Below are 12,181 nucleotides of genomic sequence, written 5' to 3'. Positions count from 1 at the left end.
AACTACGCCCAGACGGCCCTGCTCACTCACTAGCGTTCGTTCACAGGCCTGCGTCTGGTCTCATTCGAATCCAGTGCACATCTTTCTCACCGACGACTCGCGGTGCTCGCCGTCGTGAGTTCGAAAAATGCGCTGGCTGGGATTTGAACCCAGGTTGTGACCATGGCAAGGTCACGTGATACCACTACACTACCAGCGCGTTTCGTTCGTCGCTTGTTGCGACATTACCATCTTGCCACGCGTGGGTATAAATGCATTACGCAAGCGAGGTGACAGGGTGGTTTCGAGGCGACATGATTTCGACGCGGTAGGTTGCGGTAATCGTACTCAGACGTGGGCAACACAAGCGGTGTCGTACGTCTCTCCGGTGACAAGAGAGCGGTTATAGAAGTCTTGCTCATACGGGTTAGCAGCCCAACCGAGAAACCTCTCTGAGGATGTTGAGTGATGGGTAAACCGGGGAAGCCTCCCCGATTGACTCCACCAAGTCCGTTTCGCTTTTCGCGGGCAACGTTTGAAAATGTATCGCCCGCTTTCCAGACAACACAATGATATGTTTTAATAGAATATAGTGTATAGTATTAGGTGGAGTCGGAATGACTCCACCAAGTCCCCCCAACGAAATTCAGGGATGGGCGAAACTCCTCGCTCAACTCGCTGCCATCGCAGCGTTCGTCCTGAAGCTCGCTGGAATATGGTAGAAGCGTAGAACGGGGCGATAGCCCCGAACCACCTTGTTCGGTGGTCTACGCGGGGACGATCCTTCAGCCATGCTCAAACACACAACGGATGCATACTGGTGGACCGTCCGGGCCGGGAATGGAATTATTGCGTTCGCACTGATAGCTACGGTATTGTGGTTGCTGCCAGCGCTCGAAGCGCGTGGCCTTGGGTTAGTCGGCTGGGTGTTGGCAACCGTGCTACTTCTGTTGACCGTCGGAGGTTTCGTCGAGAGCGTGCGTAAACTCCGTAGTGAGTAACCCGGTCTCGAAATTCTTTCGCGTACAGTAGCGATTGTAAATTCGGCAGGAGTATGGTTGCTGGGATTGTGAACCAGAGCAAGACGTTCCGGGATGCTCACTCTCCGGTCGTTGCGCTTCCGGGCATGCGACTTGCAGGATTCAAATCACTAGTTGCGATTTCATCGCTCGCGTTTGGGCGAGCACACGCTAGGCGGTGCTCGCCGAGTTGCTCGCGATAGAAGTGCGCTGGCTGGGATTTGAACCCAGGTTGTGACCATGGCAAGGTCACGTGATACCACTACACTACCAGCGCAGGGTTGCTTGCACCTTTTCGTATTCCCGACTACTGTATAAGACTTGCGAGTTGGTGTGCTGCACGTGTGAAACTCACTCTCAAATTCCTCTTGATTTCGATGATTTGGGGCGTGTGAATACGTCACGCGCCTAAATCCGAAGCGGCACTCTTTTAACCGTCAGTACGAAAACTTCGCTACAGTCTAGTGATGAGGCGTCGAAGCGTAACGGTATGACCGTCAGCATACTCGTCCCATCGTCCCTCGTCCGGGAAGCCGAAGACAAACGCGAGGCAACTCGCAAAATCGGCTACGTCGCCCGCGCGGCGACCGTGTTCCGGGCGGACCGCTTGGTCGTCTTCCCCGACGGGGAAGGCGAACGGAAGTGGGGCGCTGGATTCGTCGAAACCATACTGAAGTACGCCGCCACACCGCCCTACCTTCGAAAGGAGGCATTCGGGAGGCGGGACGAATTGGAGTATGCGGGCATCCTACCGCCGCTCCGCGCATCATCGCAGACCGGCCTCGAATCACAGAGTTCGGGGTCGTTAAGACAGGGAATCGTGACCGAGGTCGGACCTGAAGGGCGCGTTCGGGTCAATTGCGGACTGCAACACCCGATCTCACTCGTCGTTCCGTCGCAAATGACGGTCGACGAGGGGGAACGCGTTACCGTCAGGATCTCTTCGAGAAGACCGGTCCGTGCGAAGCTCGTGGACGACCCCATCCCGGGGCTCACAGTGATGCGCATGGACCTCTCGGCGGCCCTCGACCGCGACGATGCTGGCGTTACGATCGCCACGTCGCGTCACGGAGAACCGCTCTCCGTCGAACGACTCGGCGAAGTCGTCACGCGAACCGAACGCGACGGAATGACAGTCGCGTTCGGCTCGCCAGGTCGAGGACTGCCGGAGATATTCGGGGTGTCCCCCGAAGGTATCTCCGCGGTCGAATCCGGCGTACCAGCCCGGTTCGACCTCTGGCTGAATACGGTTCCGAATCAAGGCAGCGAGGTCATACGAACTGAAGAAGCGATGTTCGCCTCCCTCGCGAGCCTTACCCTCAACATCGAGTGATACGATGCCAGAAACAAGCAGACCACGCAAAGGTTCGCTGGGCTTCGGCCCCCGAAAGCGCGCGACGAGCGAAGTTCCGCGCTTCAACTCGTGGCCCGACAGTGACGGTCAGCCGTCGCTGCAGGGATTCGCGGGTTACAAGGCAGGAATGACCCACGTGGTGATGGTCAACGACGAGGCAAACTCCCCCCGCGAAGGGATGGAGGAGACCGTACCGGTCACCATCGTCGAAACGCCCCCGATGCGGGCCGTCGCTCTTCGAGCCTACGAAGACACGCCGTACGGGAAGAAACCACTGACGGAAGTGTGGGGTTCGGAGTTCCACGACGAACTCGGCCGCACGCTCAACGTTCCGGAGAACCACGACGCCGACGGCGCGGAGGAAGACCTCCGCGCGGCCATCGAGGCGGGCGACGTGGCAGACCTCCGGGTCATCACCCACACCGTCCCCAGCGACCTCAAGAACGTACCGAAGAAACGACCGGACGTCATGGAAACGCGAATCGGCGGCGGCTCCCTCGAGGACCGCGCCGACTTCGCCCTCGAGCTACTCGAAGACGGCGGGGAACACGACATCACTGACGTGTTCCGCGCAGGCGAGTACCTCGACACCAGCGGCGTCACGAAAGGAAAAGGAACGCAGGGTCCCGTCAAGCGATGGGGCGTCCAGAAGCGGAAGGGCAAACACGCCCGCCAAGGCTGGAGACGCCGCATCGGTAACCTCGGCCCGTGGAATCCGTCGCGCGTTCGCTCGACGGTTCCGCAGTTGGGTCAGATGGGGTACCACCAGCGTACCGAACTCAACAAGCGTCTCATCGACCTCGGCGACGACGACGAGGCCTCCGTCGACGGTGGCTTCGTCAACTACGGCGAGGTCGATGGTCCGTACGCGCTCATCAAGGGTTCGGTGCCGGGCCCGAACAAGCGCCTCGTGCGCTTCCGCCCTGCCGTTCGACCGACCGACCAACCGCGCCTCGACCCCGAGGTGCGCTACGTAAGTACGGAGTCCAACCAGGGATAATCCATGCAGGCAACAGTACGTGACCTGAACGGCGAGGACGCAGATACGGTCGACCTGCCGGACGTGTTCGACACGACCGTCCGCACCGACCTCATCAAGCGTGCCGTGCTCGCCGCACAGGCAAACCGGAAACAGGACTACGGTACCGACCCCCACGCCGGGATGCGTACCTCCGCCGAGTCGCCGGGCAGTGGCCGCGGTATGGCCCACGTCCCGCGAACCAACGGACGGGGTGCTCGCGTTCCGTTCACCGTGGGCGGCCGTGTCGCACACCCGCCGAAAGCGGAGAAAGACCGCTCCCTCTCGATCAACAAGAAGGAGCGAAAACTCGCGGTCCGGAGCGCCATCGCGGCGACCACGGACGCGGAACGCGTCGCGGAGCGCGGACACGACTTCGACGAGGACACGGAACTCCCCCTCGTCGTGAGCGACGACTTCGAAGACCTCGTGAAGACCCAAGAGGTCGTCTCCTTCCTCGAAGCGGTCGGCATCGACGCCGACATCGCACGCGCGGAGGACAACAAGAAGATCCGTGCCGGACGCGGGAAGACCCGTGGCCGCAAGTACAAGACGCCCAAATCGATCCTGTTCGTCACCAGCGAGGAACCATCGCGCGCAGCGCGAAACCTCGCCGGTGCCGACGTCGCGACGGCGCGTGAGGTCAACGCAGAAGACCTCGCGCCCGGGACGCAGGCAGGACGACTGACCGTCTGGACCGAAAGCGCACTCGAAGAGGTGGCGGACCGATGAGTATAGTGGAATATCCGTGGGTTACGGAGAAGGCGATGAACGAGATGGACTTCGACAACAAGCTCCAGTTCATCGTCTCGCTCGACGCGACGAAGCCGGAGATCCGCGACGAGATCGAGGACCGCTACGATGTCACCATCGAGAAGATCAACACCCAAGTCACGATGAACGGTAAAAAGAAGGCGACCGTCTCGTTGTCGGACGACGACGACGCACAGGACGTCGCCTCCCGAATCGGGGTGTTCTGATAATGGGACGAAGGATTCAGGGACAGCGACGTGGACGCGGAGGACCGACTTTCCGTGCTCCGTCGCACCGATACAAAGCAGAACTGAGCCACAAGAACGCCGAAGACAGCGACTTGGTCACCGGGACGGTCGTGGGTATCGAACACGACCCCGCCCGCAGTGCCCCCGTCGCGGCCATCGAGTTCGAGGACGGCGACCAGCGACTCGTCCTCGCACCCGAAGGCGTCGGCGTCGGAGAGGAGATTCAGGTCGGCGTTTCCGCCGAAATCAAGCCGGGCAACACGCTCCCGCTCGCCGAGATCCCGGAAGGGGTTCCGGTGTGCAACGTCGAGCGCCAGCCCGGAGACGGCGGCAAGTTCGCCCGCGCATCCGGCGTCGGTGCGAACCTCATCACGCACGACCGAGAGGCCGCCATCGTGGAACTCCCGAGCGGCGAAGTCCGACGACTCTCGCCCCAGTGCCGTGCCACCATCGGCGTCGTCGCCGGTGGCGGACGGACGGAGAAACCGATGGTCAAGGCCGGTAACAAGTATCACAAAATGAAGGCGCGCGGCACCAAGTGGCCGAACGTGCGTGGTGTGGCGATGAACGCCGTGGACCACCCGTTCGGTGGCGGTGGCCGCCAGCACCCCGGACGCCCGAAGAGCGTCTCCCGGGACGCTCCGCCGGGACGAAAGGTCGGAGACATCGCGTCCAAGCGAACCGGACGCGGAGGTAACAAATGAGCGGAAGCGATTATCGAACAGGACGCGAGGGTGAGTTCACCTATCGCGGCTACGATCTCGACGAACTGCAGGACATGAGTCTTGAGGAAGTCGCGGAACTGCTGCCCGCACGAATGCGGCGAAGCATCCTTCGCGGGTTGACCGTCGAGCAGGAGAAACTGCTCGACAAAGCCCAGGAGAAGACCGAGCAAGAATCGGCGAACAGCCCGATTCGGACGCACCTGCGCGACATGCCCGTGCTCCCGTCGTTCATCGACAAGACGTTCGCCGTCTACAACGGCAGCGACTTCGAGCGCGTGCGAATCGAGCCGGAGATGTTGGGACACTACCTCGGTGAGTTCCAGCTGACCCGCAACTCGGTCGAACACGGACAAGCGGGAATCGGTGCGACCCGCTCCTCGAAGTTCGTGCCACTCAAATAAACCATGGGAATCAGCTACAGCGTCGATGCCGACCCGGACACCACCGCCAAGGGGATGCTCCGAGATCGGCACATGAGCCACAAGCACAGTAAGGCGATTGCCCGAGCGATAAAGGGCAAAACCGCCGGGGACGCGAAAGCGTACCTCCAGCAGGTCGTGAACGAAGAGCGGTCGGTGCCGTTTAAGCAGCACAACAGCGGCGTCGGCCACCGTTCGGACATCGACGGCTGGGACGCAGGTCGCTACCCCGAGAAGGCGAGCAAGGCGTTTATCGAACTCCTCGATAACGTCACCGCGAACGCGGACGCCCAAGGGTTCGACGGCGAATCGATGGAAATCATGCACGTCGCCGCCCACAAGGTCGGCGAAGTGCAGGGACGAAAACCCCGAGCGTTCGGCCGCGCATCCGCGTGGAACACGCCCGAGGTCGACGTCGAACTCATCCTTGAGGAGGTCGACAACTAATGGCAGACGAACATCAGTTCATCGAAGACGGGCTTCAGCGCTCGCAGATAGACGAGTTCTTCGCGGAAGAACTCGGTCGAGCGGGCTACGGCGGCATGGACGTCGCCAAGACGCCGATGGGGACCCAGATCGTCCTCATGGCCGAAAAGCCCGGTATGGTCATCGGAAAGGGCGGAAAGAACATCCGGAAGATCACCCGAGAACTCGGTGAGCGGTTCAACCTCGACGACCCGCAGATCGACGTTCAAGAGGTCGACGAACCGGACCTGAACGCTCGCATCGTCGCCGACCGGCTTGCCAACGCGCTCGAACGCGGATGGTACTTCCGGAAGGCGGGTCACACGACCATCGACCGCATCATGGACTCCGGCGCACTCGGCGCCGAAATCGTCCTGTCCGGGAAGGTCACGGGTGCGCGCTCGCGCGTTGAGAAGTTCAACCGCGGCTACATCAAGCACAACGGCGAACCCGCCCAGACCATCGTCGACCACGGTCAGGGCGTCGCGGTGATGAAACTCGGCACCATCGGTGTCGACGTGAAGATCATCCCGCCGGGAGCGGACCTGCCGGACGACTTCCAGATCGAGGAGGGCGCGAACCCCGAAGAACTCGTTCCCGATGCCGTCGAGGCCAACGAGGCCGCCGACCTCATCGAGGAACCGAGCGAGGACGAACTCGAAGACCTCCGCGCCGACGAGACCGAAGAATCGCCGGAACCCGGCGATGCCGACGTCGACGAAGAGGTCGTCGAGGAAGTCATCGAGGACGAGTCCGAAGCCGACGCCGACGAATCCGAAACCGAGTCCGTCGAGGAAGAACTCGACGAACTCGAAGAGGACGTCGAGGCGGAAGCGGAGGAACTCCTCGAAGAGATGGAAGGCGAGGAGCAGGGCTCCTCGGAAAGTTCGAGCGGACAAAGCCCGCGAGAGGGCGAGGAGGAGTCGGACGAAGACGAAGACGAAGAGGCGGAACAGGCAGAAGAGGAGGCTGAGGAATAATGGCCATCCTCCACACCTCGGAAATCCGTGACATGACGCCCGCAGAGCGGGAGACCGAACTCGAAGACCTCGAGACGGAACTGCTCAACTCGAAGGCCGTCAAAGCCGCGGGTGGTGCGCCGGAGAACCCCGGTCGCATCAAGGAACTCCGTCGAACTATCGCTCGAATCAAGACGATTCAGCAAGAAGAAGGCGACCTCGAATAAGATGCCACTGACACCCGAGACGCTCACGAAACACGAACTCGTCGGCCTGTACGTACGGGTCGTTTCGGCGGCGAATCCGTCCCTCGAAGCCATCGAAGGGCGAGTCGTTGCCGAGACGATGCGCACGCTTACCGTCGAGTCCGCGTCTCGGTCGTGGCAGGTACCAAAGCAGGGCACGACGTTCGAATTCGAACTCACAAATGAAGCCGCCGTTTCCTGCGAAGGAACGGGGACTCCGTCCAAACGGGGGTCGGAAACTGCCGGAGGGAACTCCGGTCAGTCTGGCTCAGCCGCCGAGCGACGCTCGGTGAACTCCGGGGAGCAACCCCGGAACTGCGAGGGCGGAGCCTACGTTACGGTGGATGGCACGAATTTGCTCTCACGACCCGCATTGCGTACCGAAACTGGAGGTAACTCGAAATGGCGTTAGGATTGAATGTATCAGAACCGGAGGGGACCTGCTCCCACGAGGACTGCCCGTTTCACGGATCGCTTTCCGTGCGCGGTCAGATAATCGAGGGGGAAGTCGCCTCCACTGACATGGACAAAACCGTTGTCGTCGAGCGGGAGTACGACGTTACAGTGCCGAAATACGATCGGCAGATGAAACGTCGCTCCCGCGTTCCGGCCCACGCGCCGGAATGCATGTCGCTCGAAGTCGGCGACACGGTTCGTATCGCAGAAACCCGACCGCTCTCGAAGACGAAATCACACGTCGTCGTCGAGAACTTGGCAGATGCCGAGGAGGGTGACGACTGATGGAAGCACTGAAGGCCGACGTGACCCAGGGCGTCGAGAAAGGCTCCCTGCTCAACTGCGCCGACAACACCGGCGCACGACAACTGAAGGTCATCAGCGTTTCCGGCTACCACGGCACGAAGAGCCGCCATCCCAAGGCGGGCATCGGTGACAAGATCACCGTGTCCGTCACGAAAGGGACGCCGGAGATGCGCCGTCAGGTGCTCGAAGCTGTCATCGTTCGACAGCGCAAATCCATCCGTCGCCCCGACGGCACGCGTGTCAAATTCGAAGACAACGCGGCCGTCGTCATCGACGACGTGGAAGAGCCGCGAGGGACCGAAATCAAGGGTCCCATCGCGCAGGAAGTCGCAGAGCGGTTCGGAAGTATCGCAAGCACAGCTACGATGATAGTATGACTCGACAACCACGCAAACAGCGAAACCAGACCGAACGCGCACCGCTCCACGAGCGGCACAAGCAGGTCAAAGCGACGTTGTCGGACGACCTCCGCGAGGAGTTCGACCGGCGTAGCGTCCGCGTCAACGCGGGCGACACGGTCGAAGTCATGCGCGGCGATTTCGCCGGCGAAGAAGGCGAAGTCATCTCAGTCGACCTGAAGAAGGCAGTCGTCTTCGTCGAGGACGTTACCCTCGAAAAGGCCGACGGTGAGGACGTCCCGCGACCGCTCGAAGCGAGCAACGTTCGCGTGACCGACCTCGACCTATCAGATGACCGCCGCGAGGCGCGTCTGGAAGGTGATTCCGAATGAGCAACCATCAGAAACGACTCTCCGTTCCGAAATCATGGCCGGTCGAGCGAAAGACCGCCACGTTCACCGTGAAGGCCGGCGCCGGCCCACACGGTCGTGACGGTGTTCCGCTCCTCATCCTGATGCGGGACGTACTGGGCTATGCTGCCTCGAAGAAGGAAGCCCGCTACGCGCTCGATCAGGATGCGGTTCTCGTGAACGGACAATCAGTGAGTGACGAACAGCGACCCATCGGTATGTTCGACATCATCGCGTTCACCGAACGCGAGGAGTTCTACCGCGTCTTCCCCGACGAGGGCGGTCGCCTCGCGCTGACCCCCATCGACGAGGATGCGGCGGACGGCCGACTGGCGAAAATCGAGGACAAGACGAACGTCCCCGGTGGCGAAACGCAACTCAACCTCCACGACGGGAGCAACCTCCGTGTCGAGTCCGATTCGGACTACAACACGAAGGACTCCATCGTCGTCGGAAACGAGGACAAGGACATCCTCGCCCACTTCCCGTACGAAGAGGGCTGTCTCGTCACCGCCGTTCGCGGGCAGCACGCCGGCGAAATCGGCGAAGTCACCGAAATCACGGTGACGCCCGGCAGCGGTTCGAACACGGTCGCAGTCGAGGGCGACGACACCGCGTTCGAAACCGTCGAGGAGTACCTCGTCGTCATCGACGAGAACTTCACGGGAGGAGATGACGAATGAGCGAAGCCGAATTCCACGAAATGCGAGAGCCGAAAGTGGAGAAGGTCGTCGTCCACATGGGCGTCGGCGAAGGTGGTCGCGAACTCGCCAACGCCGAGGAGATCCTCGAAAACGTGACGGAACAACGGAGCGTCCGCACGTTGGCGAAATCCACGCTCCCCGACTTCGGCATCCGTCAGGGCGACCCCATCGGTGCGAAGGTGACGCTCCGTGGCGAGGACGCACACGAGTTCCTCGAAACGGCGCTCCCGCTCGTCAGCCTCTCGTCGAACCAGTTCGACGACACGGGTAACTTCAGCTTCGGTATCGACGAGCACACCGAGTTCCCGAGTCAGGAGTACGACCCGAACGTCGGAATCTACGGGCTTGACGTCACCGTCAACCTCGTTCGACCGGGCTACCGCGTCGCCAAGCGCGACAAAGTCACCCGCAAGATTCCGTCGAACCACCGTCTGACGGCCGAGGACGCGCTCGCGTTCCTGCAGGCCAACTTCGACGTTGAGGTGGATGAATGAGCGAAAGTGAGAACGACTCGACCGGCGAGCATTCGACCAAGCGCACTGGCCAACTCGAAACGTGCCAACGATGTGGTCGAAAGCAGGGACTGGTCGGAAAGTACGACATCAACCTGTGTCGCCAGTGCTTCCGCGAGATCGCACGCGACATGGGATTCAGGAAGTACCGATAACTATGGCAGGAAACGACCCACTCAGCAACGCACTCTCCGGCGTGGACAACGCCGAGGGTGTCGGTCATCTGTCCCACGCGGTACAGCCCGCCTCGAACGAGATCGGCAGCGTGCTCGAGGTCTTCTACGACCACGGGTACATCGACGGATTCGACTTCGTCGATGACGGTAAAGCCGGTCGATTCGAGATCGAACTGAAAGGCGCTATCAATGACTGTGGCGCGGTCAAGCCCCGCTATTCGGTGGGCAAAGACGACTACGAGAAGTGGGAGAAGCGATTCCTCCCGGCCCGAGATTACGGGGCGCTCGTCGTCACGACCAGCCACGGCGTCATGAGCCACTACGAGGCCCGCGAGAAGGGAATCGGTGGCCAGGTCATCGCATACGTCTACTAGAATCATGCCACGAGTAGAAATCGAAATTCCGGACGAGGTGTCCGCCGACGTGGACCACCTCGACGTGACCGTCGAAGGGCCAGAGGGAACCGTCACGCGACGGCTTTGGTACCCGGACATCAGCGTCACCGTCGAGGACGTTCCGACCGAGTCGGACGAAGACGGTGAAACCGTCGAAGCAGTGGTCATCGAGAGCGACGCCACCGACGCCAAGACGAAGGCGACGATGGGGACGTTCGAGAGCCACGTGCGAAACATGGTCCACGGCGTCAGCGAGGAGTGGGAGTACAAGATGGAAGTCTTCTACTCTCACTTCCCGATGCAGGTGCGTTCCGAAGGCGACGAAGTCGTCATCGAGAACTTCCTCGGAGAGAAAGCACCGCGACGAACGGGCGTCCACGGGGACACCGTCGTCGAGGTAAGCGACGAGGAACTGTCCCTGCGCGGCCCGAGTATCGAGGATGTCGGCCAAACCGCAGCAGACATCGAACAACTCACCCGCGTGTCGGGTAAAGACACGCGCGTGTTCCAGGACGGCGTCTACATTACGGAGAAGCCGTCCACGGGAGGTGCCTGATAGATGGCAGACGAACCAGAATCGATCGAAGACATCAGCGGTGTCGGCGAAAGCAAGGCCGAGTCGCTCCAAGAGGCAGGCTACGAGTCCGTCGAGGACATCAAAGCGGCCAGTCAAGACGACCTCGCGGAAGTCGACGGTATCGGCAACGCGCTCGCCGCCCGTATCAAGGCGGACGTCGGCGGCCTCGAAGTCGAAGAGGAGACCGACGCCGAAATCGAAGAGGAGGAACCGGAGGCCGAGGAAGAACCGGCCGAAGACGTCGAAACCGAACTGCAGCCTCGCGGGCTGACCGAGAAGACGCCCGACCTCGAAGACGAGGAAGCGCGACTTCTCAAGCAGCGAGAACGCGCCGGCAAACCGCAGTTCAATCGACAGGACTACCACAAGAAAAAGCGCACGCCGGAATCGTGGCGCAAGCCCCGCGGAAACCTCAGCAAGCAGCGCCGAGGCATCAAGGGCAAAGGCGACATGGTTCAGGCTGGCTACCGCACGCCGAAGTCCGTTCGGGGCAAGCACCCGAGCGGGTTCGACGAGGTTCGTGTCCACAACGTCGATGACCTCGACGGCGTGGACGGCGACACCGAAGCGGTTCGCATCGGCTCGAAAGTCGGCGCTCGCAAGCGCGAGCGTATCGAGGAAGTCGCAGAAGAGGACGGCATTCGCGTGCTCAACCCGACCTACGTCGAAGTGGAGGTTGACAATGAGTGACTTGAGTGCACAGAAGCGACTCGCCGCCGACGTTCTCGACGTCGGGAAGAACCGCGTTTGGTTCGACCCCGACGCACAGGGTTCCATCGCGGACGCGATTACCCGCGAGGACATCCGCGAACTCGTCGACGACGGGTCGATCAAATCGAAGGACGCAAAGAGCAACTCCCGCGGCCGTGCCCGTGAGCGCAACGCGAAGCGCGCCTACGGTCACCGAACCGGACCCGGAACCCGCAAAGGGAAGAAGGGCGGCCGCAAGAACTCGAAAGAGGAGTGGACGAACCAAATCCGCGCGCAGCGACGCAAGCTCCGCGAACTCCGTGCCGAGGGCGAAATCACGCAGACGCAGTACCGCACTCTGTACGATAAGTCCAAAGGTGGGGAGTTCCGTAGCGTGCAGTACCTGCTGAACTACATAGAGAACAACTACTAA

General features: G+C 61.3%; 20 protein-coding genes and 2 tRNA genes. 20 read left to right on the top strand and 2 right to left on the bottom strand.

The genetic code is table 11. The features are described from left to right. Window positions 1-128: 128 nt before the first annotated feature. Both LJF34_RS11945 and LJF34_RS11940 read right to left on the bottom strand, forming a co-directional pair. Window positions 129-199, bottom strand: a tRNA-Gly gene (locus LJF34_RS11945). 1,005 nt (window positions 200-1,204) lie between these two features. Beyond that, a tRNA-Gly gene (locus tag LJF34_RS11940) sits at window positions 1,205-1,275 on the bottom strand. Between the two features lie 213 nt (window positions 1,276-1,488). Between LJF34_RS11940 and LJF34_RS11935 the strand changes: the two genes are divergently transcribed. From LJF34_RS11935 to LJF34_RS11840, 20 genes are read left to right on the top strand one after another with little or no spacing between them, the layout of a single operon-like run. Next, window positions 1,489-2,331 carry an RNA methyltransferase gene (locus LJF34_RS11935; RefSeq protein ID WP_231185238.1) on the top strand — a complete coding sequence of 281 codons (843 nt, stop codon included), beginning with the start codon at window positions 1,489-1,491 and terminating at the stop codon, window positions 2,329-2,331. 4 nt (window positions 2,332-2,335) lie between these two features. After that, complete coding sequence (locus LJF34_RS11930) at window positions 2,336-3,352, top strand: 50S ribosomal protein L3 (RefSeq protein ID WP_231185237.1); 1,017 nt, start codon at window positions 2,336-2,338, stop codon at window positions 3,350-3,352. Window positions 3,353-3,355: 3 nt separating this feature from the next. After that, complete coding sequence (rpl4p, locus tag LJF34_RS11925; RefSeq protein ID WP_231185236.1) at window positions 3,356-4,102, top strand: 50S ribosomal protein L4; 747 nt, start codon at window positions 3,356-3,358, stop codon at window positions 4,100-4,102. Continuing rightward, window positions 4,099-4,350 carry a 50S ribosomal protein L23 gene (locus LJF34_RS11920; protein ID WP_231185235.1) on the top strand — a complete coding sequence of 84 codons (252 nt, stop codon included), beginning with the start codon at window positions 4,099-4,101 and terminating at the stop codon, window positions 4,348-4,350. The genes rpl4p and LJF34_RS11920 overlap by 4 nt, the downstream gene beginning before the upstream one ends. A gap of 2 nt (window positions 4,351-4,352) precedes the next feature. Beyond that, entirely contained in the window at window positions 4,353-5,075 is a 723-nt protein-coding gene (locus LJF34_RS11915; protein ID WP_231185234.1) for a 50S ribosomal protein L2, read from the top strand. Beyond that, entirely contained in the window at window positions 5,072-5,497 is a 426-nt protein-coding gene (locus tag LJF34_RS11910) for a 30S ribosomal protein S19 (RefSeq protein WP_231185233.1), read from the top strand. Before LJF34_RS11915 ends, LJF34_RS11910 begins: the two co-directional genes overlap by 4 nt. A gap of 3 nt (window positions 5,498-5,500) precedes the next feature. Beyond that, window positions 5,501-5,962, top strand: coding sequence for a 50S ribosomal protein L22 (locus LJF34_RS11905; RefSeq protein WP_231185232.1), 462 nt, complete (start codon window positions 5,501-5,503; stop codon window positions 5,960-5,962). Continuing rightward, complete coding sequence (locus tag LJF34_RS11900) at window positions 5,962-6,960, top strand: 30S ribosomal protein S3 (RefSeq protein WP_231185231.1); 999 nt, start codon at window positions 5,962-5,964, stop codon at window positions 6,958-6,960. Before LJF34_RS11905 ends, LJF34_RS11900 begins: the two co-directional genes overlap by 1 nt. Beyond that, entirely contained in the window at window positions 6,960-7,166 is a 207-nt protein-coding gene (gene rpmC, locus LJF34_RS11895; protein ID WP_231185230.1) for a 50S ribosomal protein L29, read from the top strand. Before LJF34_RS11900 ends, rpmC begins: the two co-directional genes overlap by 1 nt. A gap of 1 nt (window position 7,167) precedes the next feature. Then, window positions 7,168-7,596, top strand: coding sequence for a ribonuclease P protein component 1 (locus LJF34_RS11890; RefSeq protein WP_231185229.1), 429 nt, complete (start codon window positions 7,168-7,170; stop codon window positions 7,594-7,596). Beyond that, complete coding sequence (locus tag LJF34_RS11885; RefSeq protein WP_231185228.1) at window positions 7,587-7,925, top strand: 30S ribosomal protein S17; 339 nt, start codon at window positions 7,587-7,589, stop codon at window positions 7,923-7,925. Before LJF34_RS11890 ends, LJF34_RS11885 begins: the two co-directional genes overlap by 10 nt. Continuing rightward, a complete protein-coding gene (locus tag LJF34_RS11880) occupies window positions 7,925-8,323 on the top strand; it encodes a 50S ribosomal protein L14 (protein WP_231185227.1) in 399 nt (132 codons plus the stop codon). Before LJF34_RS11885 ends, LJF34_RS11880 begins: the two co-directional genes overlap by 1 nt. Beyond that, window positions 8,320-8,676, top strand: coding sequence for a 50S ribosomal protein L24 (rplX, locus tag LJF34_RS11875; RefSeq protein ID WP_231185226.1), 357 nt, complete (start codon window positions 8,320-8,322; stop codon window positions 8,674-8,676). Before LJF34_RS11880 ends, rplX begins: the two co-directional genes overlap by 4 nt. Then, window positions 8,673-9,377, top strand: a complete 705-nt coding sequence (locus LJF34_RS11870; protein ID WP_231185225.1) for a 30S ribosomal protein S4e — start codon at window positions 8,673-8,675, stop codon at window positions 9,375-9,377. Before rplX ends, LJF34_RS11870 begins: the two co-directional genes overlap by 4 nt. Further along, window positions 9,374-9,892 (top strand): 50S ribosomal protein L5, encoded by a 519-nt coding sequence (locus LJF34_RS11865; RefSeq protein WP_231185224.1) that lies wholly within the window; start codon window positions 9,374-9,376, stop codon window positions 9,890-9,892. The genes LJF34_RS11870 and LJF34_RS11865 overlap by 4 nt, the downstream gene beginning before the upstream one ends. Next, window positions 9,889-10,065 carry a 30S ribosomal protein S14 gene (locus LJF34_RS11860; protein ID WP_007983484.1) on the top strand — a complete coding sequence of 59 codons (177 nt, stop codon included), beginning with the start codon at window positions 9,889-9,891 and terminating at the stop codon, window positions 10,063-10,065. The genes LJF34_RS11865 and LJF34_RS11860 overlap by 4 nt, the downstream gene beginning before the upstream one ends. A 2-nt stretch (window positions 10,066-10,067) precedes the next feature. Next, complete coding sequence (locus LJF34_RS11855; protein ID WP_231185223.1) at window positions 10,068-10,460, top strand: 30S ribosomal protein S8; 393 nt, start codon at window positions 10,068-10,070, stop codon at window positions 10,458-10,460. A 4-nt stretch (window positions 10,461-10,464) separates the two neighbouring features. Further along, window positions 10,465-11,037: a 50S ribosomal protein L6 gene (locus LJF34_RS11850; RefSeq protein ID WP_231185222.1), complete on the top strand. Its 573-nt coding sequence runs from the start codon at window positions 10,465-10,467 to the stop codon at window positions 11,035-11,037. A gap of 3 nt (window positions 11,038-11,040) precedes the next feature. Then, window positions 11,041-11,748: a 50S ribosomal protein L32e gene (locus tag LJF34_RS11845; RefSeq protein ID WP_231185221.1), complete on the top strand. Its 708-nt coding sequence runs from the start codon at window positions 11,041-11,043 to the stop codon at window positions 11,746-11,748. Further along, window positions 11,741-12,181 carry a 50S ribosomal protein L19e gene (locus LJF34_RS11840; RefSeq protein WP_231185220.1) on the top strand — a complete coding sequence of 147 codons (441 nt, stop codon included), beginning with the start codon at window positions 11,741-11,743 and terminating at the stop codon, window positions 12,179-12,181. The genes LJF34_RS11845 and LJF34_RS11840 overlap by 8 nt, the downstream gene beginning before the upstream one ends.

The sequence above is a fragment of the Haladaptatus sp. DYF46 genome (assembly GCF_021083305.1).
Taxonomy (GTDB): domain Archaea; phylum Halobacteriota; class Halobacteria; order Halobacteriales; family Haladaptataceae; genus Haladaptatus.
Note: the sequence above shows the minus strand (reverse complement) of the source record. Positions and strands in the feature narration are given on the sequence as shown.

What these genes read in the sequence shown, in the direction of transcription:
- LJF34_RS11935 (WP_231185238.1), top strand. Translation starts at nt 1,489, where the DNA reads ATGACCGTCAGCATACTCGTCCCATCGTCCCTCGTCCGGGAAGCCGAA.
- LJF34_RS11930 (WP_231185237.1), top strand. Translation starts at nt 2,336, where the DNA reads ATGCCAGAAACAAGCAGACCACGCAAAGGTTCGCTGGGCTTCGGCCCC.
- rpl4p (WP_231185236.1), top strand. Translation starts at nt 3,356, where the DNA reads ATGCAGGCAACAGTACGTGACCTGAACGGCGAGGACGCAGATACGGTC.
- LJF34_RS11920 (WP_231185235.1), top strand. Translation starts at nt 4,099, where the DNA reads ATGAGTATAGTGGAATATCCGTGGGTTACGGAGAAGGCGATGAACGAG.
- LJF34_RS11915 (WP_231185234.1), top strand. Translation starts at nt 4,353, where the DNA reads ATGGGACGAAGGATTCAGGGACAGCGACGTGGACGCGGAGGACCGACT.
- LJF34_RS11910 (WP_231185233.1), top strand. Translation starts at nt 5,072, where the DNA reads ATGAGCGGAAGCGATTATCGAACAGGACGCGAGGGTGAGTTCACCTAT.
- LJF34_RS11905 (WP_231185232.1), top strand. Translation starts at nt 5,501, where the DNA reads ATGGGAATCAGCTACAGCGTCGATGCCGACCCGGACACCACCGCCAAG.
- LJF34_RS11900 (WP_231185231.1), top strand. Translation starts at nt 5,962, where the DNA reads ATGGCAGACGAACATCAGTTCATCGAAGACGGGCTTCAGCGCTCGCAG.
- rpmC (WP_231185230.1), top strand. Translation starts at nt 6,960, where the DNA reads ATGGCCATCCTCCACACCTCGGAAATCCGTGACATGACGCCCGCAGAG.
- LJF34_RS11890 (WP_231185229.1), top strand. Translation starts at nt 7,168, where the DNA reads ATGCCACTGACACCCGAGACGCTCACGAAACACGAACTCGTCGGCCTG.
- LJF34_RS11885 (WP_231185228.1), top strand. Translation starts at nt 7,587, where the DNA reads ATGGCGTTAGGATTGAATGTATCAGAACCGGAGGGGACCTGCTCCCAC.
- LJF34_RS11880 (WP_231185227.1), top strand. Translation starts at nt 7,925, where the DNA reads ATGGAAGCACTGAAGGCCGACGTGACCCAGGGCGTCGAGAAAGGCTCC.
- rplX (WP_231185226.1), top strand. Translation starts at nt 8,320, where the DNA reads ATGACTCGACAACCACGCAAACAGCGAAACCAGACCGAACGCGCACCG.
- LJF34_RS11870 (WP_231185225.1), top strand. Translation starts at nt 8,673, where the DNA reads ATGAGCAACCATCAGAAACGACTCTCCGTTCCGAAATCATGGCCGGTC.
- LJF34_RS11865 (WP_231185224.1), top strand. Translation starts at nt 9,374, where the DNA reads ATGAGCGAAGCCGAATTCCACGAAATGCGAGAGCCGAAAGTGGAGAAG.
- LJF34_RS11860 (WP_007983484.1), top strand. Translation starts at nt 9,889, where the DNA reads ATGAGCGAAAGTGAGAACGACTCGACCGGCGAGCATTCGACCAAGCGC.
- LJF34_RS11855 (WP_231185223.1), top strand. Translation starts at nt 10,068, where the DNA reads ATGGCAGGAAACGACCCACTCAGCAACGCACTCTCCGGCGTGGACAAC.
- LJF34_RS11850 (WP_231185222.1), top strand. Translation starts at nt 10,465, where the DNA reads ATGCCACGAGTAGAAATCGAAATTCCGGACGAGGTGTCCGCCGACGTG.
- LJF34_RS11845 (WP_231185221.1), top strand. Translation starts at nt 11,041, where the DNA reads ATGGCAGACGAACCAGAATCGATCGAAGACATCAGCGGTGTCGGCGAA.
- LJF34_RS11840 (WP_231185220.1), top strand. Translation starts at nt 11,741, where the DNA reads ATGAGTGACTTGAGTGCACAGAAGCGACTCGCCGCCGACGTTCTCGAC.